Source organism: Microbulbifer maximicatervae (SeqCode) (genome assembly GCF_052467065.1).
The window spans coordinates 4,720,385-4,746,239 of record NZ_CP174299.1; the positions used below are offsets into that span (position 1 = coordinate 4,720,385).

Sequence of the window (25,855 nt, forward strand, 5' to 3'; positions counted from 1 at the left end):
AAGGTGGCCAGGGGCCACTCAGGCAATTAGAGGGAATCGTTATGCCTACCGGTACTGTAAAGTGGTTCAACAACGCTAAGGGATATGGGTTTATTCTTGCAGATGAGGGAGGGGAGGATCTGTTCGCGCACTATTCCGCAATTCAGATGGAAGGCTACCGAACCCTGAAGGCCGGCCAGCAAGTCACCTTCGATATTATTCGGGGAGACAAGGGCTACCACGCTGCAAATATCTCCGCATTGACCTCCGAAACCACTTCACCCAACACTTCGAGCAAAAGCGAATCTGATGCGGTACACACAGAAAAGTCGAGGGAGAAGGAAGCGGAAGCTGTCGGCTAAGCGAGCCCAGCAAACAGACAATAAAAAAGCCCTTCACCAATGTGAAGGGCTTTTTTCATGGGACTCGGGCCAACTTAAAGCCAGCCCGGCCTCACGGATGTAGCTTAAGCCATGTGCTTGATAACTTCGTCACCAAACGCAGAACAGGACTTCAGCTCAGCACCGTCCATCAGACGCTCGAAATCGTAGGTTACGGTTTTGGCTTCAATAGCACCTTCCATACCCTTGATTACCAGGTCAGCAGCTTCGTTCCAGCCCAGGTGACGCAGCATCATCTCAGCGGAAAGAATCAGGGAGCCCGGGTTAACCTTGTCCTGACCAGCGTACTTAGGCGCAGTACCGTGGGTTGCTTCGAACAGGGCAACGTCGTCGGACAGGTTTGCGCCCGGAGCGATACCGATACCACCAACCTGTGCAGCCAGTGCGTCAGACAGGTAGTCACCGTTCAGGTTCAGGGTAGCAATTACGTCGTACTCAGCCGGACGTAGCAGGATCTGCTGCAGCATAGCGTCAGCAATTACGTCCTTAACAACGATTTCCTTGCCAGTCTTCGGGTTCTTGAAGCTGTGCCAGGGGCCGCCGTCCAGCGGCTGAGCGCCAAACTCGTCGCGAGCCAGCTCGTAACCCCAATCAGCGAAGGCACCTTCGGTGAACTTCATGATGTTGCCTTTGTGTACCAGGGTTACAGAATCGCGATCCTGGTCCACAGCGTACTGGATAGCCTTGCGCACTAGACGCTTGGTACCTTCTGCAGAAACCGGCTTAACACCGATACCACAGTTCTCAGGGAAACGGATCTTCTTAACACCCATCTCGTCCTGCAGGAACTTAATAACTTTCTTAGCTTCGTCAGTGTCAGCTTTCCACTCGATACCAGCGTAGATATCTTCGGAGTTTTCACGGAAGATAACCATGTCTACCTTGTTCGGCTCTTTAACCGGAGAAGGTACACCGCTGAACCAGCGCACCGGGCGCTGACATACGTACAGATCCAGCTCCTGACGCAGGGCTACGTTCAGGGAACGGAAGCCGCCGCCTACTGGAGTGGTCAGGGGGCCTTTGATGCTAACAACGTAGTCTTTGATCGCTTCCAGAGTTTCAGCCGGGAACCAGTCGCCAGCGTAAGTCTCTGCTGCTTTCTCACCGCAGTAGATTTCCATCCACTCGATTTTCTTTTCGCCGCCGAAAGCTTTTTCTACAGACGCGTCGATCACCTTGCGCATTACCGGGGTGATATCCACACCGATGCCGTCACCCTCGATGAAAGGAATAACCGGGCGATTCGGAACATTCAGCGAACCGTCGGAATTGACTGTAACTTTTTCGCCGTCTGCCGGCACTTGGATATGACCCATATTGCGTAAACTCCCAAAATTCTATGACTTTTTAGGTCCAGCGTTGCTTGCACCGCTCCCCCGGGACCTTAGGGCGGGGATGAAAAACGGCGGGATTATAGCAGCCTCGGCTAATTTTTGTAGTTGGATTACAATACTCAATTTTTCTTATGGCAAAGATTATTCTCCTCAACAAGCCTTTTGGCGTATTAAGCCAATTTACAGATGATCAGGATCGCGCCACTTTGGCTAACTTTATCCAGCACAAGGGATTCTATGCGGCGGGCCGCCTGGACTACGATTCTGAAGGATTACTACTACTGACTGATGATGGAGCGCTACAACATCAAATCAGTCACCCCAAGCGGAAAATGCCCAAAACCTATTGGGCCCAGGTGGAGGGTGAAATTACTGATGATGCCCTTTATATGCTCAGGCAAGGGGTCGACCTGAAGGATGGCCGAACCGCACCTGCCAAGGCCAAGCGCCTGCCTGAGATGGAGCCCTGGCCCCGCACGCCGCCAATTCGCGAACGCAAATCGATCCCAACCAGCTGGCTGGAGCTGACTATCTCTGAGGGGCGGAATCGCCAGGTAAGGCGGATGACTGCGGCGGTAGGCTTCCCTACCCTGCGGCTAATCCGGGTGGCGATAGGCAGCTGGAAGCTCGACTCATTAAAGCCTGGCGAGTATCGAACGGAGGAGGTTTTTAGCGCTCCCAAGCCCCGAACAAAGCCGGCAAACAACCGCAATCGACCGCGCCGAAAGCGATAATCTATAACGGAAGATCAAAGCGGTCTTGGTCAAATGGGGCGTTCGCAGGTAAAATTCGCCCCCCTTTCATACCAGTGAAGTAGTGACTGTCCTTCTTATGCCTGATTCCACCCACAACAAACAGCCAAAGCGCATCATCGTCGGTATGTCCGGCGGTGTGGATTCCTCTGTAGCCGCACACCTGCTGATCCAGCAGGGCTATCAAGTGGAAGGCCTGTTTATGAAAAACTGGGATGAAGACGACGGCACAGAATACTGTACTGCCAAGGCGGACCTGGCGGATGCCCAGGCAGTTTGTAAGAAGTTGGGCATCAAGTTGCACACCGCCAATTTTGCTGCGGAGTACTGGGATCACGTATTCGAGTACTTCCTGGCAGAGTATAAAGCCGGGCGCACTCCCAACCCGGATATCCTCTGTAACCGGGAAATCAAATTTAAGGTCTTTCTTGAGTACGCCGAAGTGCTGGGTGCCGATGCAATAGCCACCGGGCACTATACCCGTCGCCGCGATATCGATGGCCGCACCTATTTATTGAAGGGCCTCGACGGTAACAAAGACCAGAGCTACTTCCTGCACGCGGTGGGAGAAGCCGAATTTGCCCGCTCGCTCTTTCCCTTAGGGGAGCTGGAGAAGCCCGAGGTTCGCCGTATCGCTGAAGAAAACGGCTTTATCACCCACAACAAGAAAGACAGCACCGGCATCTGCTTTATCGGCGAGCGCCGCTTCAAGGATTTCCTCGAGCAGTACCTGCCCGCCCAGCCGGGCGATATGGAAACCCCAGAGGGTGAAGTCATGGGGCGCCACGCGGGCCTGATGTACCACACCATTGGCCAGCGCCAGGGGCTCGGTATTGGTGGCGTCAAAGGTGCAGGCGAACAGCCCTGGTACGTTGTCGGAAAAAACCTGGAGCGCAATGTATTGATTGTGGCCCAGGGTGCACACCACCCCCTGCTTTATGCAACGGGGCTGGAAGCAACACAGACCCACTGGATTAATGGCGCAGCACCGGGCAAAACATTCCGTTGCCAGGCCAAGACCCGCTATCGCCAACCAGATCAGGATTGCACCGTGCACCTGCAGGATAATGGCAATTTGGTTGTAGAGTTCGACGAGCCACAACGCGCAATCACACCGGGACAATCTCTGGTACTGTACGATGGAGAAACCTGTCTCGGTGGTGCGGTGATCGAGAAAGCCACGGGAGTTGGCGCCGCAGTACCGGAAAAATACAAGAAAGATTAAGGAGTAATTTTGAATAACTGGCGGGATCAGGCACTGGCACTGGCAGGAATATTCCAATCCGCAACACTGGTGGAGCGCCTGGCCAAAACAGGCTCTGCACCGCAGGAACAGCTGGAAACCGGGGTATATAGCCTCTTCCAGCTAAACCCTGATCGCACTGAAGATATATTCGCCGGTGCAGACAAGCTGCTGCCCGGTTTAAAAGTATCGCAGCAAATACTAAAGACCCGGCAACACCCGGAATATACCGACGGTCTACGCTACGCCCTCTCGGTGATCTACCTGCAGCGACAACTCAGCAAGAATAATGACCTGCTATCAATCATTGGCAGCCGATTGGATAAGGCCAAGACTCAAGCAGAGCACTTCGAGCTGACTCACGAGAATGTATTTTCCAACCTCGCCAGCATCTACAGCGATACGCTAGGTACCTTCCGCTTCCGGATTCAAGTACTGGGTGACTTCAATTACTTGCAACAGCAGCGTATCGCCAATCAAATTCGCTCCATGCTATTTGCCGGCATCCGCTCGGCAACTCTATGGCGACAGTTGGGTGGGCGTCGCCTGCACCTTCTGTTCCAGCGCAAAAAGCTTTTGAATGCGACCAACGAATTGATCGCACATATCGAATCTATAGAACACTAATCCCGGAGATTTACTATGACAGTTGAGCTTTCCGCACTCACAGCGGTATCCCCTATTGATGGTCGCTACGAGAGCAAGACTGCCCCCCTGCGTGAAATTTTCAGTGAATACGGCCTGATCCGCGCCCGCGTTGAAGTGGAAGTACGCTGGCTGCAAAAACTTTCCGCACATAAAGAGATCGCCGAAGTTGAGCAGTTCGACGAAGCTGCCAACAAGCTGCTCGACAGCATTGTGGCCGACTTCTCCCTGGAAGATGCTGAGCGCATCAAGGAAATCGAGCGCACCACGAACCACGATGTAAAAGCGGTTGAATACTTCCTCAAGGATAAAATCAGCAGCAATGCCCAGCTGGCAAAAGTGAGTGAATTCGTACACTTTGCCTGCACCTCTGAGGACATCAATAACCTATCCCACGCCCTGATGCTTCGCGCCGGCCGCGACAACGTCATGTTGCCTGCGATGGAAGCCCTGATTGACGCTATCGTAGGCCTGGCCCAGGACTTTGCCGACGTACCCATGCTGTCCCGTACTCACGGCCAGACTGCCAGCCCGTCTACTGTTGGTAAAGAACTTGCCAACGTGGCCGCGCGCCTACGCCGCCAGGTAGCCCAGATTAAAGCGGTACCGCTGCTGGGTAAAATTAACGGTGCGGTAGGTAATTACAACGCTCACCTGTCCGCCTATCCCAATATTGATTGGGAGCAAAATGCTGAAGAATTCATTTCTTCTCTGGGCCTTAGCTGGAACCCCTACACCACCCAGATCGAGCCCCACGACTACATTGCTGAGCTGTTCGACGCTGTTGCCCGCTTTAACACCATCCTGATCGATTTTGACCGCGATGTATGGGGCTACATCTCCCTGGGTTACTTCAAGCAAAAAGTCGTAGCCGGTGAAGTTGGCTCCTCCACCATGCCGCACAAAGTTAACCCCATTGACTTCGAAAACTCCGAAGGCAATCTGGGTATCGCCAACGCCGTATTCCAGCACCTGGCAGCCAAACTTCCAGTATCCCGCTGGCAGCGCGACCTGACAGACTCCACCGTGCTGCGCAATATGGGGGTGGGTGCGGGCTACTCTGCCATTGCCTATGCCGCCACCATGAAAGGCCTGGGCAAACTGGAAATCAACCGCGAGCGCCTGGCGGAAGACCTGGATAATTCATGGGAAGTGTTGGCAGAACCGATCCAAACGGTTATGCGTCGCTACAACATTGAAGAGCCTTACGAAAAACTGAAGGCCCTTACCCGTGGCCAGGGCATCACCCGTGAAACCCTGAAAGTATTTATCGAGAACCTGGAGATTCCCGCAGAAGCCAAGAGCGATCTGCTGGAAATGACTCCGGCATCCTATATCGGTAACGCCGTAGAACAAGCTCGCAAAATTTAACCGAGCCCAGCTACCAGCCGCCCCCAGTGCGGCTGGTCATCTTTTAAAAAATACAAAAGTACGCTGGATAGTTTCCGAACCTCAGAATATCCAGATACAAACCCCAGCCTTCTGACAGTGAGAGTTACCGTGGCCAGCCCCCTTACCCATCTTGGCGACATGCCCATCGAAGTTTTTATGCGTGACTACTGGCAGCAGAAACCCCTGCTGATACGCAATGCTTTCGCCAACTTTGAATCACCCATCTCGGGTGAAGAACTCGCTGGTATGGCCCTGGAGGAAGCGGTCGAGTCTCGCTTGGTATTGGAAAATGGTGAGAGCGGCCCCTGGGAGCTGCGCACCGGTCCATTCACTGAAGAGGATTTTCTCTCCCTCCCTAAAACCCACTGGACCCTGCTGGTACAAGCTGTCGATCAGTGGATGTCAGAAATTGCTGAACTAAAAGATTTCTTCCGCTTTATCCCCGACTGGCGGCTGGATGATGTGATGATCAGTTACGCCGCCGATAAGGGCAGCGTTGGTCCCCACTACGATCACTACGATGTGTTTCTTCTCCAGGCCGAAGGCAAGCGTTTGTGGCAACAAGGCCCCAAGGTGGATGAAAGCAATCCCCGCCTGGAAGGAACGCGCCTCAATATCCTGAAAGAATTCGAAGCAGAAAACAACTGGGTACTAGAGCCCGGCGATATGCTTTACTTGCCGCCCCAATACAGCCATTGGGGAATAGCCGAAGGTGGGTGCACCACGATCTCTATTGGTTTCCGCGCGCCTTCCGCCGCGGCGATCCTCGAAGATCTCGCCGCTGAAATCGCTATGGATTTGCCGGACAGCCAGCGTTACACCGATGCCGGTGCTGAAGTGGCGAAAAACCCAGCGGAAATTGACCCCGCCTCTGTTGCCCGCCTGCAACAACAACTCGGCGAATGGCTGCAGCAGCCGGAGAAAATCGCCCAGTGGTTTGGTGCGGTTATGACCGAAGCAAAATACCCGGATACTGTCGCCCTGGATGCTGACGATGCTGCAGACTGGCGCGAACAAATGCCCCGGGGAGCACAACTGGTTTTAAATCCCGCTTCCCGCACCGCCTTTTGCCGCGAGCCAGCCACTTTGTTTGTTGATGGTGAAGCCTTCCCCTGCCCCCTGGCGTTTGCCGAGCAGTTTGCTGAATCCCATGAAATATCCTGGGATGATATCGAAGCCTTCCCGGAAATTGCCGAAGACAGCGGCATTCTCGATCAGCTGGTTGCACAGGGCACCCTGATCTACCCTCCTGAGGATTTCTGAGATGCCAGTAGCTATACGCCTAGCCGATTGGGACACTGACCGGGACGCAATTCGCTCAATACGCGAGGCCGTTTTTGTGCAGGAACAACAGGTACCCGCAGACCTGGAATGGGATGATCAAGAGGAGACATCCCAGCACTTCCTCGCCTACCGCGAAACAACACCGGTTGCCACCGGGCGCCTCACCCAAGGCGGAAAAATTGGTCGTATGGCTGTACAGAAATCTTCACGCGGATGCGGCATCGGGGCCCGGCTATTACAGGCCATCTGTGAGCGGGCGAAGGAACAAAACTTTCAGCAAGTCCATTTACATGCACAGCAACATGCTGAGGGGTTTTACTTGCAGGCTGGGTTTGAGGTGGAAGGCGACGTGTTTTACGAAGCGGGAATTCCCCATATCAAAATGGTGCGCAGCCTGATTTGACCATTTTGAGGCCTGCCACCAGCAACCATATGGCAGGCCCGGCCCCACCTCAACTCTCTGCAGGGACATAGCGCTTCTCGACAAAGTGAGCCAAAGGCGCTATCCCCAACACATACACTATCCAAAGCCCAAGCCCCCAATAGGGATTGAAAAGGGTCAACAAGCACGCCAGGATACTGGTACACAACATCACCATGCTGACCACTAGTACACGGTGCGCGGATACGTTCGTTCGATTGGCAGCGACACACCACATACCCGCAATTGCTATAGCGGCCACCGCATAGCTTGCTGACAATAAGATCACTGACCAAACCTGGTCAGGATATTCCCCCATCAAACTTGCTGGAAAAGGAATAAACGCCACCGCCCCCAATAGCAAAAAGTTAAAACTGGTAAAGGCAACCGATTTAAATTGGTGGTCCGACATCAGATGATTGTGGGTAAGCCATAGCCGACAGAGAATCGCAAAGCTCAGTATCCAGGAAAAAAAGTGGGGCAACTGCTGAAGAATATTGCTGTGGAAATCCTCGCCCGGCTTTATATCCTCCAGATCGGGAATCTGGATATTAAAAACCAACAGCGTCATAGCAATGGCAAAAACGCCATCACTCACGGCATTAATACGGCTAGCCAAGAAAGACTTTCGACGCATGGGCCACCATCGATTGCCAGGGTTGCATACTCATTAAAGCCCAGTCCCGAAGCACGATCTCACCTCCAGTATCAAGATGCCAACAGCGTTCACACTGCTCACATCCCTTCCACCTGATAACGAGCCACGGAATGTTTCTATTGGGGAGATGAAATCACGTGATAACGACTTTGTAAGTGTATTCTTTTGAATAAAGAGTCTATTAAAGCTCCTCAATACGGCACCGCCTAGCAAATAGCATTCAACTTCAACAGCCGTTGGCGATACTTTGATCAAACCTAGCTGCCCGATCGATTTCAATCCTGCTTACTATCAACTACTTGTGTTCGGGCTACGGCTCCTAATTGCTCTAAGATCTATCTAATGCGACTTGTTTCATATCCATTTAAAACCCTAGCGCTTTATCCCTATTGGTCGCTGCAATCATAAGCAGGAGCTGAGGAGTGAAGCCCAAGGCCGAGACGTGGCAATAGACACCGATAAAGAAAAGCCTATGGGGCAGAAACACTTCCGCTACGCGTCTTGGACAGTTGCAGTCATATTTTTCAGCGCCAGCGTAACCAACTCAATCCTATTTGCCCTACTATCACCTAGCCTCACTCAAGAACTCAATCTCAACCATCAAAGCTTAGGGATGCTGGGAGGATATTACTTTGTCGCCTATTCTATTGGTCAACTGACACTTGGCTCACTATTGGGCCCTATAAGTCCACGGTATTTACTGGGTATCTCAGCCGCCCTCGCCGCTAGCGGCTGTGTAATTTTTGCCAGCAGTCATTCTTTCGGAACAGCCCTTACAGGACAGCTCTTAGTCGCACTTGGATTATCCAGTAGCTTCTTGGGAGTTATCCATATTATCGGCCGGGATTTACCTAAAAAGTTTTCACTGATGGCCGCTGTTAGCCAAGGACTAGCTAATTTCGCAGCAGCCTCACTCTCGTTACTTATCGGTTTGTTCGATACCGAAGTCTCATTCCGGGGGCCCTACTTCATCGCAGCGCTATTTTTTATTTGCCTTGCTGTGCTGCTATTTATTTTTATTGGCAGCAATCAAAACTCTTCCCATGAACTCTCCGTAAAAAAAGCTACTCAATTTGACAAGCTAAATTCATGCTTCAAATCAAGAGCTTTTTGGCTAGCTCTCACCTTCTACTCCTGCCTTTTTGGCGTAGTTATCGCCTATTCTGATTTATGGAATATACAGTTCCAAGTTGATTTTTTTCGTGAAACATCCAGGGAAAGTGCCCTACTCAATGCGATGATTTCAACGGGCATCATTATCGGCAGCTTTATTGTCGGTGCTTGGTCTCATTACCGGGGAGATTATGTAATTCCAGCGAGAACTTTTAGTTTCCTCTCAATTATTGCTGTCACAGCTTTACTGAGTATTCACTTGTCGGACTCCTGGACTTTGGCGGCAAATTTTCTCTTAGGGTTTGGCCTCAGCAGCTCAATTCTATCTCTCTCGATAGTGCAATCTGAACTTCCTGAAAAGGCGCACGCCATTGCCTCTGCCCTTATTGTAACTGGGGGCTTTGTCTTAGGAGGGGTAATTCAAACCCTCATAGGGCTCTCACTTGATCAAGATATAGAGTTCGCTTATATCCGCTCCCTCAGCGATTTATTAGCCAGACTTTTTGACTTTGCTCCACAACCAACACAGAAATTCTACAATTACCAAGCGGGATTTCAGCTAATCGGGATTGTCGCCATCGTAGGCTGCATCAGCAGCCTACTTTTGAATAGCAAAAAGCTAGTCAAGAAACGAGGTCCTAAAATCGGAAGTTCGTAGTACTAAGCCTGCGATTCGACGGCCTAAATGTACGGCTGTAAGTCGGTCCAACTCATGAATTTCACCAGCTCCCTCAGCGACAGCTACCAAGCCCGACTGACAACCACCCCGGTTTCTACCCAGGGAATCTTGGCTCGGTAGAATATCCAGGGGAACCCACAACATGCCCATTTGTGCAGCAAAGACCTGTAGAGTCCTGATGGTACCTAGCTGATCACCACTAAAATTACTACCAACAGTAAATCCTGCAGCTAACTTATCCAGCCAGCACCGATCTCCATAGCGCTCACTTGCTGCATCCATAAATGCTTTGAATTGAGCGGAGACAGTACCCATAAAGGTCGGCGAACCCATTACTATGGCTTCACATTGATCCAACTGAGCTAATAATGACTGATCTTCATAACGTCCGTGAAGAATGCTCTCTCCCTGAATCTCAAGGGCAACACCAATACACTTCTCTAGCGTGTTAACCCCCTCCACCACGGACTCCGCAAGAACTTTACTGCAACCAGATACAGAATGGTAAACAACACCCACCCTCTTCATATGACGCGCTCCGCTATGCCGTCTGACTCAAATATCCGGCCTAACTTTTGATCAATTTCTCTGCCAAACGGCACTTCTATCCCAAAGATATCCAGTAAAGTAGCCCGAAGCTCATCAACATCCGCTAACATGACAACACTCTTGGAGCCTAAAAGTGGTTGATAGCTTAACTGTCTATTGAAAAGTGTATGCCGCCCCTCTGGGAAAGACCGAGCAACAATCAAGTGCTCTACAAACCTGGATTTAGGGTGCGTTGAACAATACCAACTACCAATTTTATAATCGCCATGAGTTTTAGGTTTCAAGTCAAAGCTGTACATAGGTTGCCAACCACTATCGGTTGTAACCTCTAACAGGTACTCATCATCTATTAAAGTAAAGCGGTAAACACCGTGCGGTGTGCTCTGACGATCACTGGAGTCTAAATTGAGTGGTGCAGTCAAAGTGTTACTTCCAAATCCCGCATCTATCAGGAAGCGTGTACCCTCAAGCTCCACCATCAGAATCATATGCGACTGAGCGGGTTGATGCCCTATCGGCATTTGCCACAGTATCCGTGCGGCGAGGTTCGTAACTTTAAAACCGATTTGCCCTAACACTGCCCCTAATAAGGCATTTTGCTCGTAACAATAACCTCCACGTTTTTGTTGTACCAACTTGGCCTCAATAGATTCCAACTCAATATCCACGGGGCTTCCCAAAAATGAAGTGACGTTCTCGAATGGAATCGTACGGACGTGCTGGGTCAACAACTGCTGTAGACACTGCAAGTTAGCACCCGGGGCTCCATCAAAATTAATACGGTCTAAATATTGCTGCAAGTTAATACCAGGGGTACCCATCTCGATTGTCTCCTCAAAACCCGGCCTCATAAACAATAGACGGGAGCTTAATACCTAAACCTAACTTGAGGTCAATAGCTTTTTTTCATCTTCTACACTGCTTATCAATCAGAAGTTAATCACAGCCAAAGCTCAGGAAGACCCCTAGCCACCGTAATCTTCAATATTGCTAAACAATCAGGTAGCGACTAAGTGGAAATACTGTTTTTGGGGACATCATCAGGCACTCCGACCAAGCAGAGGAATGTTTCTGGTATTGGGCTATTAGAAAGCCTGGGAAAGAACTGGTATTTGATCGACTGTGGGGAAGGTACCCAGCAGCAGATTCTACATACAAACTTATCACTAAATAGGCTAAGTGCAATCTTTATCACCCATAAGCATGGCGATCACTGCTACGGACTCCCTGGTCTACTTGGTAGCTCAGGAATGCAACGAAGGACAAGACCACTGACACTTGTTGCTCCTAGGGCCGTCTATGATTGGCTTCTATCAACTCAAACAATCACAGAACTCTATTTTCCATTTGAACTCAACTTCATTCCTGTTGAAGATTTACCCCAAATAGAAATGGGACAGTTCACCATAACCACTATACAACTTTCCCACAGGGTCCCCTCTTATGCGTACAGTTTTACGGAAAGATATGTTGAGGTTATATTAGATACACAAAGTTTACTTGCCACCGGTATCCCTAAAGGACCGCAATGGGGAAAGATAAAGAACGGTATCGATGTCGTTCATCACGGTAAAATATACACTGCAACGGACTTTATTCTAAAGCCGAGGCCTCCACGTAATATTATAATTTGTGGAGACAATGATAACCCTGAGCTTTTAAAAGATACCTGTGCCAACTGCAATGTCTTAGTGCATGAATCGACTTATGCAAAAGATTTGGCTCAGAAAGCGGGGCATGTAGGGCACAGCTATTCCACCCAAATAGCCTCTTTTGCCGAGAGCCTTTCAATTCCCAACCTGGTTCTCACACATTTCAGCACACGCTACCAAAAAGATAGCAAGGCGAGCTGCTCAATTGATACTATCAAAAAGGAAGCGCAGTTGATTTATAAGGGACAACTATATTTAGCTGAGGATTTTATGCATCTTTTATTGGAGAAATCTGGAAAACTCCTCCATATACAAAAAACCAGCGCTAAAGGCTATGCGGCAACTACACGTGGATATTTACCCCCTAACCTTTAAGGTATTATGTATACAAAGTCTAATTTTTCTACCCAGTAAAAATAAAAAGCTACATTTAACACTTCTTTTTAGTCATCACTTTTCCAGCCATTAGAGATTCTATATTTCAAAGCCCGAGCAATCACACTTGCGCAGCGTACCCACTCAATTTTAAATCGGGATATAAGACAGCTACAGAGTGCAGCAGACTATGCCCTATATTTTGCTTATCATATATCTACTAGTGACTCATTATCCAACAGTATAAAAATATAACCCGAACAGTTGTCAAAAAATCACCTCCATTCACCAAAAAAGTTCCGAAAATTTGAACCCTGCTCGCTGAATTCCATTCCATAGGACTAAAGATATTGAACCCAGATAAACTACAGAAATGAATAGCGTAAATATGCTAATTTGATATGGAGATAGCTCTGATCTACTAAAATAGATGGATACCAAACTACAAGGATGGACAATAGTTAAAATACACATCGCCAACTTGTAAACAGCCATTTTATTTTTATCACTAGCTTCTGGATTAGCTATTAATAACTTTTCTCTAGGTAATTCCAGTGCAGAACTAAGTGCGCTTAATGACTCTCGTGAGCAGGCTCCAACTTTTTCAATCCTTTGTATAGTTCTCAAGCTGACGCCACAGATATCAGCCAGTTGCTGCTGTGTCCAATTATTGCTCTCACGAGCTTTTTTAATTAGTGCAATGTTTACGTTCATATCCATCTTTCTTTCCCACACATTAGAAGTTTCCATCTAAAGTACTTAGAAAGCTCCCTTAACTCTACGAAACCTTTACGACATCATATGACACAACAGCGTAAACGTCTAAAATTTAGCCAATAATGGGATACCCGACTTGCAGAACATGGTACAAAGTTAGCAATTTCGAATAGCTGTAACGATAATAGTCGCCTCACATTCACCTGTGATACACAATTATTTTCGCTCCAATCAATATACTCTTTTGAGGTCAAAAAATTATAAATTATATGGATAAATAAATGCTTGTAAGCCTCAAACAACAAGCGTACATGAGCCACCTATTCATTCCATATAGAACAACCGATATACCTTGCCCTGCGCTCGATTTGTAACTCCATGCATACGGCTTAATATATTAACTGAGTTAGACTGCTATTCCTCATAGAAACACTGACTGTAACTCTAAGTACACAGGATGTGTACCATTTACAATTAATACCATAGGTTTGAATTAGCTGCTATGTAAAAGTAAATGTTAGGGACCACTTCAAACTAATAACGACTTTATGAAACCCTCTCTAGGGAACATCTTACTTTCACCTTATACCTCGCACCTGAATAGCCTGCCGCATCTCACTATCAGGAGTTATTTTTTATACGCCAGTAAGATCGAACACCCAACCTGACATCCATTTATAAATAGCCGTTCAAGCTCTTTTAAAAATTCATATCAAGTGTTGATCGCAATGCTACAAATTATATTTACGCTCAAACATTTACCTTTACCATAAATCGTTATTTCATAGAGGTAATTTAAGATTCACATGTTAAGTTACACCCGCGATAACATAACGGTCAGTCATTCTATGTAATCAGCACCTTCCACCCCATATTTGTATAATTATAGCGCCCCAATATAATTCAATCATGTTTCAAGACATATAAATTTAAGGGAGGTACGGCAATTAGATTCCGTCGCCAAGCTATTTTTCCAATCATTCTTGGAAAATTTTAAAATGGTTCTCCAGGGCATATATGTCTGTAAGATTCACATACTCTAACCATAAAGAGCACCCACTGTTTAATATATTCCTGATGAGTATTTTTCGAAGTCAGACAGGAGCAAAATTAACATATAAACCTTAGGGTGTTCACTTTAGCTCTGGATACAAAACTTATATACTTATTAGCAACAAAGTAGGACTAAGCCAATGGTTTCCTTAAGTGACCTTCCCAGACAGAAAGATACTGAACCAGATCGAAAATTTATTGAGGCTTTAGCTCGTGGGTTGGATGTACTCCGAGCTTTTCAACCAGGTGATGGCTTCCTAGGTAATTTGGAGATCGCCCAGCGTACTGGCCTGCCCCGCTCCAGTGTTTCCAGACTGACTTATACTCTAACCAAGTTAGGTTATCTAACCTACTCCGATCGAATGGAAAAATATCAGCTGGGTAGTGGCGTCCTGGCTCTTGGTTATGCTTTTGTCTCAAATCTCACAGTCAGGCAGGTAGCCAAGCCTTTAATGCAGGATCTGGCTAATTCTACTGGTACCGCTGTTGGTCTCTCTGATCGGGACCGGCTGGATATGATTTTTGTCGAGTTCTGCGCTCCAGCAAATGTCACAACTTTTCGCCATGAAATCGGAAATCGCGTACCCATAGCTTCCAGCGGCTCCGGGCGAGCCTTTTTGGCAGCACTCCCTCAAGAAGAACGGGAATATTTTTATGGCTACTTGGAGAAAAAAGCTGGTGATCAATGGCCAACGATCAAAGCCGGTATTGAAGAAGCGGTCAACAGCTACCAGCAGCGCGGCTTCTGCTGCTCTTTTGGCGAATGGAATCGCGATGTCAACGGTATCGCAGTACCTCTCTCTTTAAGCCAAGGTCATATTTACACTTTTAATGCTGGCGGACCTGCTTTTAGACTTAACCCGGAATACTTAGAAAATGAAGTAGCTCCTCTGTTGAAAAACCTGGTAGGCAATATCGAAGCTATGTTAATCCGATATTAGTCGACTCAAACTCCAGATCTTCTCAACCAGTACAGCTACAGCTTGAAGCGTAGTAGAAAATTGAAAATTTTATCAAATCTTTGGCCATAAGGTGGTCGTAAAGGCACCGCCGCTGACTTTTTGGCTTGTGTAAAGATCGGTCGTAATTTTGAGAACTCCAAAAAACCCTCATAAGCGTGATATTGCCCCATGCCACTCGCCCCAATACCCCCAAAAGGCAAGTCTGCCTGGGAGACATGCATCGCGCAGTCATTAATACAAACACCTCCAGACATTGTGCTTTTGATAATCTTTTCCTGAACATCTCCGCTAGAGCTAAAAATATATAATGCTAAAGGCCTATCTTTACTATTTATGTAATCTATCGTATCAGACAGATCCCTATAGGTAAGAATAGGTAAAATAGGACCAAATATCTCCTCACGTAGCAGGCTCATGTCTTCTGTCGGGTTTAACACTAAGGTGGGAGCAATTTTTTGCAAACCTTTACTGTTTTCAACATCTAATAACGGCAGAACTGTAGCTCCTTTCTCCAGAGCCTCCTTTAGACAAGTAGTCAGCCTATTAAACGCCTTTTCATCAATAATCGAAGTATAATCTTCTGAATTTAAAGATGGATACCATTTGGGCACAAGTCTCTTAGCCGACTCTAAGAATCCTGAAAGTTTTTCTTCAGGAATCAATAAATAATCTGGAGCTACACAAGTTTGGCCCGCATTGAAGAATTTTGAGCTCAAAATACGTTCCGCAGCAATATTTTCATCAAAGTCGCCACATATTATGGCTGGCGACTTACCTCCCAGCTCTAATGTCACAGGAGTTAGGTGATCCGCAGCCCTCCGCATTACCACTTTTCCTACTTTGCCAGATCCAGTAAAGATCAGGTGATCATATGCCTGGGCTGTAAACTCCGTGGCGCTTACTTCCGGAAGAATAGCTACCAGATCCGCTGAAAAGAACCTATTAAATAGCTGATGTAATAATGTAGAAAGGGCGCGCGAGTTAGCAGCCATCTTGATCATACAGCGATTCCCTGCGGATATCGCACTCACCAAGGGCCCGACAGACAGAAGTAGTGGGTAATTCCAGGGGGTAACAATAGCAACCACCCCTTTTGGTTGAGGTAATACGCGATTTTTTACTCCTCGAAGTAGCAAAGGCACATGGCGCTTCTGAATTTTCATCCACTTTTTTAAGCGCTTACGAGTGTAACGAATCTCCTCGATACACCCATAGATCTCTGCAATTTTAGTTTCCTGGATGGCACGATTACCAAAATCCTCGCTTATTGCCTTTGCTATGGATTTCTGGTTTTCCAGGATCAATTGCTCTAATTTTTTTAAACTTTCCAGACGCTCCTGAAGACTCGGATAGGGGTTCCTATTAAATGCATCCTTTTGAAGTTTAAAAACACTCTCTACTTTACCTATGCTCACAGATCTGGTGTACTCGACAACTTTTTCCATGTGTGTGCCCTCGCAAAGTGGCAAGTAGAGAGTGAGTTTGGCCGTATAGTCAGTACTTTATAATTTACAGCTTGGCAAATCGTAAAGTGTGGTAATCAGTACTGCCAAATAGGTACTGAGTTGTTGTTAGACGCTTAAAGTAGTGACTTACATCCAACTCCTCAGTAACCCCTATACCGCCATGTAACTGTATCGCCTCTTGGCCGATAAACCGCGCAGCTTTACCAATACGGCTTTTTGCAGCGGATATCGCCTTAGGCGCAACTCCGTTATTGCTATCAAGCTGTAGCGCAGCCATCAACAATATTGAGCGCGCTTGCTCATACTCAGTAAACATATCCACCATGCGGTGCTGTAGTGCCTGGAACTTGCCAATAGGAACACCAAACTGCTCCCGCGTCTTAGTGTACTCAACTGTCTTCTTATAGATCCTTTCCATAGCTCCAACAGCTTCTGCACACAATGCCAACGTCGCTCTATCAACAGCCTTTTCTATAGCTCCTAAAGCCGCCCCCTCTTCCCCTATAAGATTAGCTATGGGTACTTTCACGTTACTGAATTTAATTTCGGCGGCACGGTGTGCATCCACAGTGGCATATCCATGCCGCTGAAGCCCTTCTGTATTGGGATCGACAAGTAGTAAGGTGATCCCCTCACGATCTCGCTGTGCTCCGCTAGTCCGCACAGCAACTAAGAGTTTATCTGCTACGTCACCATTTAGAACGACAGCTTTATGTCCATTCAGGAGGTAATTGTCTCCATCCTTTACCGCAGTCATGGCTATATCAGTAAGGTTATAGCGACTCTGTGACTCAGTAAAAGCGAATGCCAATTGCAATTGGCCTTCCATTAACATTCCCAGGAGTTCTCGCTTTTGCACCTCACTAGCGCAGTCAGCGATAAGACCACCACTGAGAACAACACTGGCCAGGAAAGGCTCAACCACTAAACCTCGGCCGAACTCCTCCATAACCACCATCAAGTCTACGGCGGAGCCTCCTAGGCCTCCATCATCCTTTCCAAACGGCACCATTAACCAGCCGAGTTCCGCAAATAGCTTCCAATTTTCCTTACTGAAGCCAATATCGTTACTCACTATTTTACAACGACGGTCAAAGTCATAATCCTGCTGGATAAACTTGCTCACACTGCTTTGCAGCATCCGCTGCTCTTCGCTGTAGGAAAAATCCATCGCTCAAGTCCTCTTTAGATGCTGCACTTACAGGCCAAGTACCCATTTACTGATAATATTTTTCTGGATCTCATTACTTCCGCCATAAATTGAGGATTTACGGTTATTTAAGTAACGAGGCACACTGCTGGCAATAACACCGGGGCCCACCCATTCTCCGTCAAACCCGCTCCTAAACTGCTCTCTCACAAACGGCATTCCGTAGTAACCCGCCATCTCCATATACAGTTCATCGATAAGTTGAGCGACTTCGGTTCCTTTGATTTTAAGGATGGAAGATTCCGCTCCTGGGGCACCACCTGTACTTACCGCCGCAAGCGTGCGTAGTTCAGTAAACTCCAGGGCCAAGAGATCAATTTCAACTTCGGCCAGTTTTTGGGCAAAAGCCGGGTTCTCAAGTAGACTATTTTCTCCATCGCAGGTCTCTTTGGCTAAATCCTTTAACGTTTGTAAGCGTTTCTTGGATTTTGCCACCCGCGCAATACCGGTGCGTTCATGGGTTAGCAAAACCTTGGCGTAAGTCCACCCTTGCCCCTCCTCGCCAATACGGTTTTCTACCGGCACCCTCACATTATTGAAATGGACTTCATTTACTTCATGGTGACCACCCAAGGTCATAATTGGCGAAACCGTAATACCCGGGTGTTTCATATCAATTAGCAAGAAGCTGATAGCAGCCTGGTTCTTTACTTGAGGCCCACCAGTACGAACCAAACAAAATATCCAGTCTGCAAAGTGACCCAAGGTATTCCAGGTCTTGGTGCCGTTGACAATATACTCATCGCCATCACGGACAGCTGTTGTTTTTAAGGAAGCTAAATCTGAGCCAGCATTTGGTTCTGAATACCCCTGACACCACCAGACATTACTTGCCAGGATGTCAGGCAGAAATCGTTGCTTTTGTTCTTCACTACCGTAGGTAAAGATCACTGGAGCAACCATTTTTAAGCCGAAAGGAATCAACTCTGGTACACCATAGTTAGCACATTCGTCTGCCCAAATATGTTTCTGAGTAGGTGTCCAACCGGTACCTCCATATTCAACCGGCCAATTCGTAGCTGCCCACCCTTGCTCATAGAGTATTTTTTGCCAGCGAACAAAATCCTCTTTCTCCAGGGGGATTTCCTTCAGGGTTTTCTCTCTAATATCTTCAGGAAGTTTCTCTTGGAGAAACTGCTGGACCTCCTGCTGAAAAGCTAACTCTTCGGGAGAAAAATCTATATTCATTCGCCTGCTCCTTTATTAGTCGGCGCATTGAACAGCAGTTCCTACAAACTGCTTCTATCACAATCTTGCGCAGCAAAAATACGCAATCTTTTGAAAGATCCCCGGTACAGGCGGAACTAGTGTTTAACAGGTTCACCTCGACAAGTTACTTAATTGCCTTTGAATCGATCCCAACGATTTAAATTATTGGCGCAAAATGCCTTTATCGAAATAAAAACCCGAGCATTTCTAGCGCCAACCAACTCCAGATAGACACACAAATCAACCGCTTGAAAAATAAAACAGGAAAAACCTCAACAACATGGCGCCTTTTTATTTTTTATAAGTTTTTTTGCGCCATTTTCCATTAAAAAATGCATTAGGCACTTCTTAATATGTAAAACACTAACACCTTATTCCGCAGAGTGGAATGCTGTATTCACTTTTGCTATGGTCGTCACCATAATAACCAAAGTGAGAGAAGCTCCCATGTCGATCACGCCCATTCAATCCTCCGATACAATGTTGCAGTCACTTGCTGAAATTCAGGAGTATGAAAAAGTCCCCCTTTCGCAGCGATACCCCTGGGAAAGCACTTTTGATTTAATCCGGCAATCTGCCCGCCTCTACCAACATGACTCGGCCATCGAATTCCTGCCAACGGCCGCACCTGACGAAGACACGGTTAAAGTAAGTTTCTTCGAGTTATCCCAGCGAGTGCACCAGACTGCCAATCTTCTTCACTCCATCGGTGTTGAGCCAACCGATACAGTGACTTTATTACTACCCAATTTGCCAGAAACTCATTTTGCACTTTGGGGAGGCCAGGCAGCAGGTATTACCAGCCCTATTAATCCGTTGCTGGAACCCGAACATATAATCGAAATTATGAATACCACCAGGGCTAAAGTCCTGGTCACTCTTGGCCAAGATCTTAGCGAGGAAATATGGGATAAAGTAACGCAAATTCTCGAGCAAGTTCCCACATTAAAAACTCTGTTACTAATCAGTAAAAAGCCAATTAGCAATACTCCAGTTCCAGCGGGTATTCACGCAGATAATTTTGTCTCGGCTATATCCCAACAGCCGGACGATCATCTAAAGAGTGAGCGTTATATCCAGGGGAGTGAAACCGCTAGTTATTTCCACACCGGGGGCACTACTGGAAGACCTAAAATAGCCCGCTTAACTCACAGCAATATTGCCTTCGTCGCTCAATTAAGTGCTGATACGTCATCCAGTAAAGGGCGCTTCGCTACCCTAAGCGGACTTCCGCTGTTTCATATTTTCGGTACGGTTGTTGCGGGTATTGGCACCCTATTGGCCGGACGCACAATTGTTATCATGACACCCTCTGGTTTTCGCTCACCCAATGTCCTGCCAAATTGGTGGCATCATGTTGCGCGTTTTCAGGTGAAGGGCTTTGCCGCCGTCCCCACCATCCTCGGTGTATTGATGCAAATTCCAGTGGGTGACAATGACATCAGCTGTCTGACAGACATTGGCTGTGGAGCCTCCACCCTGCCAACGGGGTTGAAGAATGCCTTTGAGGAGAAGTTCAACGTCCTTGTCAGTAATGGCTATGGCATGACAGAGTCCAGCTGCCTTTTAGCTCGCCCTCCTACCGATATGCAAGCCCCTGAAGGCAGCGTCGGCCGGCGATTGCCTTATATGGAAATGAAAATTGCCGAAGTAGACGGTACCCGACTGGTTAGAACCTGCAATACAGGAGAGGTGGGCATAGTACTCGCGCGCGGGCCACATATTTTTTCTGGCTACTTATCAGAAGAGGATAATGCTAAAGCCTGGGTCGATAAGTCCTGGTTTAATACCGGCGATATGGGATATCTCGATGGAGATGGTAACCTGTTCTTAACCGGGCGGGCCAAGGATTTAATTATTCGCGGCGGCCACAATATAGATCCGGCTCTGATCGAAGAACCATTATCCCGTCACCCTGCCGTTGCTATTGCCGTTGCAGTGGGTCAACCAGATGCTTATGCCGGAGAAGTTCCAGTAGCTTACGTTACCCTGTTTCCATCCACAAACCCGCCCACAGAAGAACAACTCATTGACTATTGCCGTAGCCAAATTTCTGAGCGTGCAGCCATTCCTAAACGCGTGGAAATTATTGATGAGATTCCACTCACTGCTGTAGCCAAAGTATTCAAACCAGCTCTGCGCAATCGCGCTACCGAATATGTCGTAGGCCAGGCATTAGAGGAAAAAAGTATTACCGCTAAGTTTTCCGCCCACTTCGATGCATCCCTTGGCCAGATAGCAAAAGTTCAACTTGAACAAGCCTCCAGCAAAGCCGCTGTAGAGGAAGCCCTGGAAAATTTACCCGTGGCTTTGGAGTTTGAATAAAAGAAATTACCGCATGACTCAATGCACTTAGAACTCCAATATCGGAAATTTCACTATGTCACATGCCTATATTTATGACGGCGGCCGCAGTGTTTTTGGCCGCCACGGGGGCAGCCTTTCCAGTATCCGGCCCGACAACCTGCTTGCCCATGTCATCAGGACCCTGACTGAAAGAAACAATTTTAACCCTCAACATTTTGAGGACGTTATTGCGGGCAATACCAATCAGGCGGGAGAAGACAGTCGCAACGTTGCCCGATTTTCAGGCCTGCTAGCAGGCCTGCCCATATCCACTGGCGGCATAACGGTAAATCGCCTTTGTGGTTCCGGCTTGTCCGCCATAGCAGATGCCGCTCGCTGCATTCGCGCCGCAGAAGGAGAGCTATTTATCGCGGGAGGTGTCGAATCAATGAGTCGCGCCCCCCTGGTTCTCTCCAAAGCCAACAGTGCTTTTGATCGCAATCAGGTGCTGGCAGATACGACCCTAGGTCCCCGCTTCACCAACCCAGACATTGTTGCTGAGTATGGAAGCCACAGCATGCCTCAGACCGCAGACAATATTGCATCAGACCTGAATATTTGCCGGGAAGAGTGCGATACATTTGCATTGGCATCACAAACTAAATACGAGTCGGCACGTACCGATGGCTTCTTTGTCGATGAAATTATTCCCATCGAAGTACCCCAAGGCCGCAAGAAGCCAGCCCTTCTTATCGATACGGATGAACATCCCCGTCCCAATGCAACATTGGAGCGACTTCAAGCCCTACCCGCGCTTTTCGAAGATGGAGTGGTTACTGCCGGCAACGCTTCCGGCATCAACGATGGCGCGGCGGCACTCATTGTTGGTAGCGCCGAAGCAGGCCAAGCAGCAGATCTAAAGCCAAGGGCACGTATTCTCGCCAGCGCCATTGCAGGAGTAGAGCCGCGAGTGATGGGGTTGGGCCCGGTACCGGCTACCCGTAAAGCCCTTGCCCGGGCGGGCTTGGAGCTTGGGGATATGGATGTAATGGAGTTCAACGAAGCTTTTGCGGTACAGGCTATGGGCTGCCTCAAAATGCTCGAAATTGATTATGCGGACCCACGGGTAAATCCCAATGGTGGTGCCATCGCCGTTGGTCACCCCCTGGGGGCCAGTGGTGCCCGTATTTTGCTAACAGCATTGCGCCAGCTGGAACGTACCGGCGGGCGCTATGCACTGGCCACCATGTGTATCGGGATTGGCCAGGGCATCGCTGTAATCATAGAACGCATTTAAACCTGATTAGATGTAAATAAAACCGAGACCGAACAGTTGTCACTTAAGATCTGGAGATAGCAATGTCTAGTGTAAGTTATGAACTCATTGGCGATATCGGTGTAATTCGATTGAACAATCCCCCTGTGAACGCCCTTTCTCACGGCTTGCGTGAGGGCATTTGGGGAGCGATTAAGAACGCTCAAGGCGATGCATCAAAAGCCCTGGTGCTAGTGTGTGAAGGCCGAACTTTTATCGCTGGTGCCGACATTACGGAATTTGGCAAGCCACCACAGGCGCCCGCCCTATCAGAAGTGATTGAGGAAATAGAAAACTCCTGTAAACCAGTGATCGCCGCCATTCACGGCACGGCACTCGGCGGTGGATTCGAAGTCGCGCTAGCCTGCCATTACCGCTGTGCAATAGCATCGGCCAAAGTGGGGCTTCCAGAAGTCAAACTGGGATTACTGCCAGGGGCCGGTGGCACCCAGCGCACCCCACGCTTGGCTGGTGTTGCCGCTGCACTGGAATTAATCACAAAAGGCAGTCCAATACCGGCCTCTAAAGCCAAAAGTATGAAGTTAATAGACCGGGTTATCGATAATGACTTGTTAGAGGGAGCCCTCGCCTTTACCCGTGAATTGATAACAAATGAAGCTCCTCTGCGCCGAGTCAGAGACATCGCAATAGATCCTGACAGCATTCCTGAGGGGTTATTTGATGATTTCCGCAAGCGCCTTGAAAAGAGATCACGAGGTCAGCTTGCACCGCAACATATTGTTACCTGTATAGAGGCCGCAGTTCACCAGCCTTTTGATCAAGGTCTCGCGAAAGAGCTCGACCTGTTTATCGAATGCCTGCTCTCCAGCCAATCGGCCGCCCTCAGGCATTTGTTTTTTGCCGAGCGCACTGCAACCAAAGTCACGGGCTTACCAAAAGACCTACCCACCAGGGAGATAAAGAGCGTGGGCATTATCGGTGGAGGCACTATGGGCGGAGGCATCGCCATGAATTTTGCCAATGTCGGTATTCCAGTCAAACTGGTAGAAATCGATCAAGCTACAATAAATCGAGGGTTAGCAGTGATCGACAAGAATTACACCATCAGCATGCAGAAAGGGAAACTCACAGAAGGTCAAAAAACTCATTGTCTCTCGTTGATTTCCGGCACAACTGACTACGCAGACCTAGCTGACGTAGACCTGGTCATTGAGGCCGTATTTGAAAATATGGAGCTCAAACAGGAAATTTTTGCCAAATTGGATCGCTCCTGCAAACCCGGTACCATCCTTGCAACCAACACTTCTTACCAGGATATTGATCAAATCGCAGCTGCAACTAACAGGCCTCAAGACGTTATAGGGATGCATTTTTTCAGCCCTGCCAATGTAATGAAACTACTCGAGGTGGTTCGCGGCTCGCAAAGTGCTGACGATGTAATTGATACTGCCATGCAACTCGCTAAAACGATCAAGAAAGTTCCCGTACTAGCGGGAAACTGTTACGGCTTTATTGGCAATCGTATGTTGCGCCCCTATGGCAGAGAATCGCAGCTGTGTTTAATCGAGGGCTCAACCCCGGAGCAGATTGATTCGGTTATGCAGTCTTGGGGGATGGCTATGGGCCCTATCGCCGTTGGAGATCTAGCGGGACTGGATATCGGTTACAAGGCGCGCCAGGGCCTGAGCGAATCAGAAAGAGGAGAGCCAAAAACCTACTGTATTGCAGATGCCCTGGTTGAAATGGGCCGCCTGGGGCAGAAAAGTGGAGCCGGCTACTATCGCTACGATCCCGAAACTCGCGCTCGCAGCAGCGACCCGGAAGTACTGAAAGTCATTGAAGCCCAAGCTAAAAGCCAAGGGGTTGTAAGGCGGGAAATTTCCGACGAGGAGATTCTAAACCGCCTAACTTTCGCGCTGATTAATGAAGGAGCCAAAATCCTGGAGGAAGGTATAGCCCAACGTCCGAGTGATATTGACGTTGTATATGTTTACGGTTATGGCTTTCCGCCCCATCGTGGAGGACCTATGCACTATGCCGACAGTATCGGCTTGAAGGAAATCTACGAAAAAATATGTACTTTCCGCCAACAGCATGGAGATACCTACTGGACTCCAGCCCCTTTACTGGAACGGCTAGCCCAAGAGGGAAAAACATTTGCGCAATGGGCTGATGGCAAAATCTAAGCTTGTAAACTATAGGGGAAGTCAGTATGGCTACTGGCTTCCCACTTTACCCGCTGCAGCCAAATAAAGAAATTGTGTCACCATGAGTAGGCCTAATGCCTTAGTCGAAGTACAATCCCCATTAAGTCAGCCACTCCGCACGGATATCCAAAACTGGAAGGGCATTGGTTTTGCATTGGCTACCGCGCTGGTAGCAAGTACAGCGGCCGCAGCCAGCAAATGGGTGTCTACCGCGGTCCCCGTGCCATTAATTACGCTCAGCCAATACAGTATCTGCCTGATACTGCTAACCCCATGGCTAGTGCGACAAACACCTCGACACCTTACCACCCAACACTGGAGAACCCACCTAATACGCGGTTTTGCTGGGTGGTTATGCTTTTTCACATATTTTTCTGCCCTAAGCAAAATTTCACTAATGGAAGCAGGGTTATTGCGTAATGCAGCTCCCATTTTTGTTCCCCTTATTGCCTGGCTTTGGGCTCGAGCACAGATCCCCATAACCCACTGGCTACCAATCTTACTGGGCTTACTCGGGGTCACCTTGATTCTTCAACCCAACGTAGACGGTATTAGTAGCGGTCATGCCTTCGGTCTGATTTCCGGGCTTACCCTGGCTGCCTCTATGGTCGGAACACGAATTTTGTCCCATACCGACCGGCCCAGCCTTATATTGTTTTACTACGTATTAATCTCGTTTGCGTGCAGCCTGCCCCTGGGTATCTATTATTGGGAACCAGTACCTTTATGGACACTCCCCTATCTTATTTTCAACGGTGTGTCTGTACTCTTGGCTATCTGGCTGTACACCAAAGCATATAGCTATGCAAAACCCAGCGTGGTGTCACCAATCAGTTACTTTGGTGTGGTTATTGCCGGACTTCTAGGTTGGCTCATTTGGCAGCACTTACCTAACACTATTGCACTGATGGGGACGCTGATCGTTATCAGTGCAGGATTGCTCACAGTCTACCTTTCAACTCAGAAAACAGATTGTAGCGACCCATCATAAA

Annotated in this window: 22 protein-coding genes; 14 read left to right on the forward strand and 8 right to left on the reverse strand. The window is 48.2% G+C overall.

Annotated elements, in window-relative coordinates; translation table 11 throughout:
• The first annotated feature begins 41 nt into the window (after nt 1–41).
• Nucleotides 42–341, forward strand: coding sequence for a cold shock domain-containing protein CspD (gene cspD / locus ACJJI1_RS20865; protein WP_413662225.1), 300 nt, complete (start codon nt 42–44; stop codon nt 339–341).
• A gap of 104 nt (nt 342–445) precedes the next feature.
• Here the strand turns inward: cspD and icd are convergent, their stop codons facing one another.
• Nucleotides 446–1,696 (reverse strand): NADP-dependent isocitrate dehydrogenase, encoded by a 1,251-nt coding sequence (gene icd, locus ACJJI1_RS20870; RefSeq protein WP_020415259.1) that lies wholly within the window; start codon nt 1,694–1,696, stop codon nt 446–448.
• Between the two features lie 149 nt (nt 1,697–1,845).
• On the opposite strand from icd, the gene ACJJI1_RS20875 reads away from it, so the two are divergent.
• From ACJJI1_RS20875 to ACJJI1_RS20900, 6 genes are all read left to right on the forward strand, one after another.
• Entirely contained in the window at nt 1,846–2,448 is a 603-nt protein-coding gene (locus ACJJI1_RS20875; RefSeq protein ID WP_444957881.1) for a pseudouridine synthase, read from the forward strand.
• A 97-nt stretch (nt 2,449–2,545) separates the two neighbouring features.
• The gene (mnmA, locus tag ACJJI1_RS20880; RefSeq protein WP_444957882.1) at nt 2,546–3,691 is read left to right on the forward strand and encodes a tRNA 2-thiouridine(34) synthase MnmA; all 1,146 of its coding nucleotides are present in this window, start codon (nt 2,546–2,548) and stop codon (nt 3,689–3,691) included.
• A 6-nt stretch (nt 3,692–3,697) separates the two neighbouring features.
• The gene (hflD, locus tag ACJJI1_RS20885; RefSeq protein WP_413665869.1) at nt 3,698–4,336 is read left to right on the forward strand and encodes a high frequency lysogenization protein HflD; all 639 of its coding nucleotides are present in this window, start codon (nt 3,698–3,700) and stop codon (nt 4,334–4,336) included.
• Between the two features lie 15 nt (nt 4,337–4,351).
• Nucleotides 4,352–5,725, forward strand: coding sequence for an adenylosuccinate lyase (purB, locus tag ACJJI1_RS20890; protein ID WP_413662229.1), 1,374 nt, complete (start codon nt 4,352–4,354; stop codon nt 5,723–5,725).
• A 129-nt stretch (nt 5,726–5,854) separates the two neighbouring features.
• On the forward strand, nt 5,855–7,009 hold the full coding sequence (locus ACJJI1_RS20895; protein ID WP_444957883.1) for a JmjC domain-containing protein: 1,155 nt from the start codon (nt 5,855–5,857) through the stop codon (nt 7,007–7,009).
• Between the two features lies 1 nt (nt 7,010).
• Nucleotides 7,011–7,433 (forward strand): GNAT family N-acetyltransferase, encoded by a 423-nt coding sequence (locus ACJJI1_RS20900; protein ID WP_444957884.1) that lies wholly within the window; start codon nt 7,011–7,013, stop codon nt 7,431–7,433.
• A gap of 49 nt (nt 7,434–7,482) precedes the next feature.
• Here ACJJI1_RS20900 and ACJJI1_RS20905 read toward each other — a convergent pair whose 3' ends face one another.
• Nucleotides 7,483–8,088 (reverse strand): TMEM175 family protein, encoded by a 606-nt coding sequence (locus ACJJI1_RS20905; RefSeq protein ID WP_444908093.1) that lies wholly within the window; start codon nt 8,086–8,088, stop codon nt 7,483–7,485.
• A gap of 493 nt (nt 8,089–8,581) precedes the next feature.
• Here ACJJI1_RS20905 and ACJJI1_RS20910 point away from each other — a divergent pair, with 493 nt between their 5' ends.
• Nucleotides 8,582–9,880, forward strand: a complete 1,299-nt coding sequence (locus tag ACJJI1_RS20910) for an MFS transporter (RefSeq protein WP_444959404.1) — start codon at nt 8,582–8,584, stop codon at nt 9,878–9,880.
• On the opposite strand, the gene ACJJI1_RS20915 is transcribed toward ACJJI1_RS20910, so the two are convergent.
• Complete coding sequence (locus ACJJI1_RS20915; RefSeq protein ID WP_444957885.1) at nt 9,842–10,429, reverse strand: flavodoxin family protein; 588 nt, start codon at nt 10,427–10,429, stop codon at nt 9,842–9,844. The genes ACJJI1_RS20910 and ACJJI1_RS20915 overlap by 39 nt on opposite strands.
• Nucleotides 10,426–11,271: an arylamine N-acetyltransferase family protein gene (locus ACJJI1_RS20920; RefSeq protein WP_444941574.1), complete on the reverse strand. Its 846-nt coding sequence runs from the start codon at nt 11,269–11,271 to the stop codon at nt 10,426–10,428. The genes ACJJI1_RS20915 and ACJJI1_RS20920 overlap by 4 nt, the downstream gene beginning before the upstream one ends.
• A 192-nt stretch (nt 11,272–11,463) precedes the next feature.
• Between ACJJI1_RS20920 and ACJJI1_RS20925 the strand changes: the two genes are divergently transcribed.
• Nucleotides 11,464–12,477 carry a ribonuclease Z gene (locus ACJJI1_RS20925; protein WP_444941573.1) on the forward strand — a complete coding sequence of 338 codons (1,014 nt, stop codon included), beginning with the start codon at nt 11,464–11,466 and terminating at the stop codon, nt 12,475–12,477.
• Between the two features lie 285 nt (nt 12,478–12,762).
• Here the strand turns inward: ACJJI1_RS20925 and ACJJI1_RS20930 are convergent, their stop codons facing one another.
• Nucleotides 12,763–13,197: a helix-turn-helix domain-containing protein gene (locus tag ACJJI1_RS20930; protein WP_444957886.1), complete on the reverse strand. Its 435-nt coding sequence runs from the start codon at nt 13,195–13,197 to the stop codon at nt 12,763–12,765.
• A gap of 1,190 nt (nt 13,198–14,387) precedes the next feature.
• Between ACJJI1_RS20930 and ACJJI1_RS20935 the strand changes: the two genes are divergently transcribed.
• Nucleotides 14,388–15,188: an IclR family transcriptional regulator gene (locus tag ACJJI1_RS20935; RefSeq protein WP_444928056.1), complete on the forward strand. Its 801-nt coding sequence runs from the start codon at nt 14,388–14,390 to the stop codon at nt 15,186–15,188.
• A gap of 35 nt (nt 15,189–15,223) precedes the next feature.
• On the opposite strand, the gene ACJJI1_RS20940 is transcribed toward ACJJI1_RS20935, so the two are convergent.
• The 3 genes from ACJJI1_RS20940 to ACJJI1_RS20950 form a co-directional block, all read right to left on the reverse strand.
• A complete protein-coding gene (locus ACJJI1_RS20940; RefSeq protein ID WP_444957887.1) occupies nt 15,224–16,654 on the reverse strand; it encodes a coniferyl aldehyde dehydrogenase in 1,431 nt (476 codons plus the stop codon).
• Between the two features lie 64 nt (nt 16,655–16,718).
• The gene (locus ACJJI1_RS20945) at nt 16,719–17,846 is read right to left on the reverse strand and encodes an acyl-CoA dehydrogenase family protein (RefSeq protein WP_444957888.1); all 1,128 of its coding nucleotides are present in this window, start codon (nt 17,844–17,846) and stop codon (nt 16,719–16,721) included.
• A 27-nt stretch (nt 17,847–17,873) separates the two neighbouring features.
• Entirely contained in the window at nt 17,874–19,073 is a 1,200-nt protein-coding gene (locus ACJJI1_RS20950; RefSeq protein WP_444941570.1) for an acyl-CoA dehydrogenase family protein, read from the reverse strand.
• Between the two features lie 468 nt (nt 19,074–19,541).
• Here ACJJI1_RS20950 and ACJJI1_RS20955 point away from each other — a divergent pair, with 468 nt between their 5' ends.
• The 4 genes from ACJJI1_RS20955 (at nt 19,542) to ACJJI1_RS20970 (ending at nt 25,854) form a co-directional block, all read left to right on the forward strand.
• Complete coding sequence (locus tag ACJJI1_RS20955; RefSeq protein WP_444957889.1) at nt 19,542–21,419, forward strand: acyl-CoA synthetase; 1,878 nt, start codon at nt 19,542–19,544, stop codon at nt 21,417–21,419.
• 55 nt (nt 21,420–21,474) lie between these two features.
• Nucleotides 21,475–22,677 carry a 3-oxoadipyl-CoA thiolase gene (locus tag ACJJI1_RS20960; protein WP_444913237.1) on the forward strand — a complete coding sequence of 401 codons (1,203 nt, stop codon included), beginning with the start codon at nt 21,475–21,477 and terminating at the stop codon, nt 22,675–22,677.
• A gap of 62 nt (nt 22,678–22,739) precedes the next feature.
• A complete protein-coding gene (locus ACJJI1_RS20965; protein ID WP_444957890.1) occupies nt 22,740–24,842 on the forward strand; it encodes a 3-hydroxyacyl-CoA dehydrogenase NAD-binding domain-containing protein in 2,103 nt (700 codons plus the stop codon).
• An 82-nt stretch (nt 24,843–24,924) separates the two neighbouring features.
• On the forward strand, nt 24,925–25,854 hold the full coding sequence (locus ACJJI1_RS20970) for a DMT family transporter (protein ID WP_444957891.1): 930 nt from the start codon (nt 24,925–24,927) through the stop codon (nt 25,852–25,854).
• Nucleotide 25,855 lies beyond the last annotated feature (1 nt).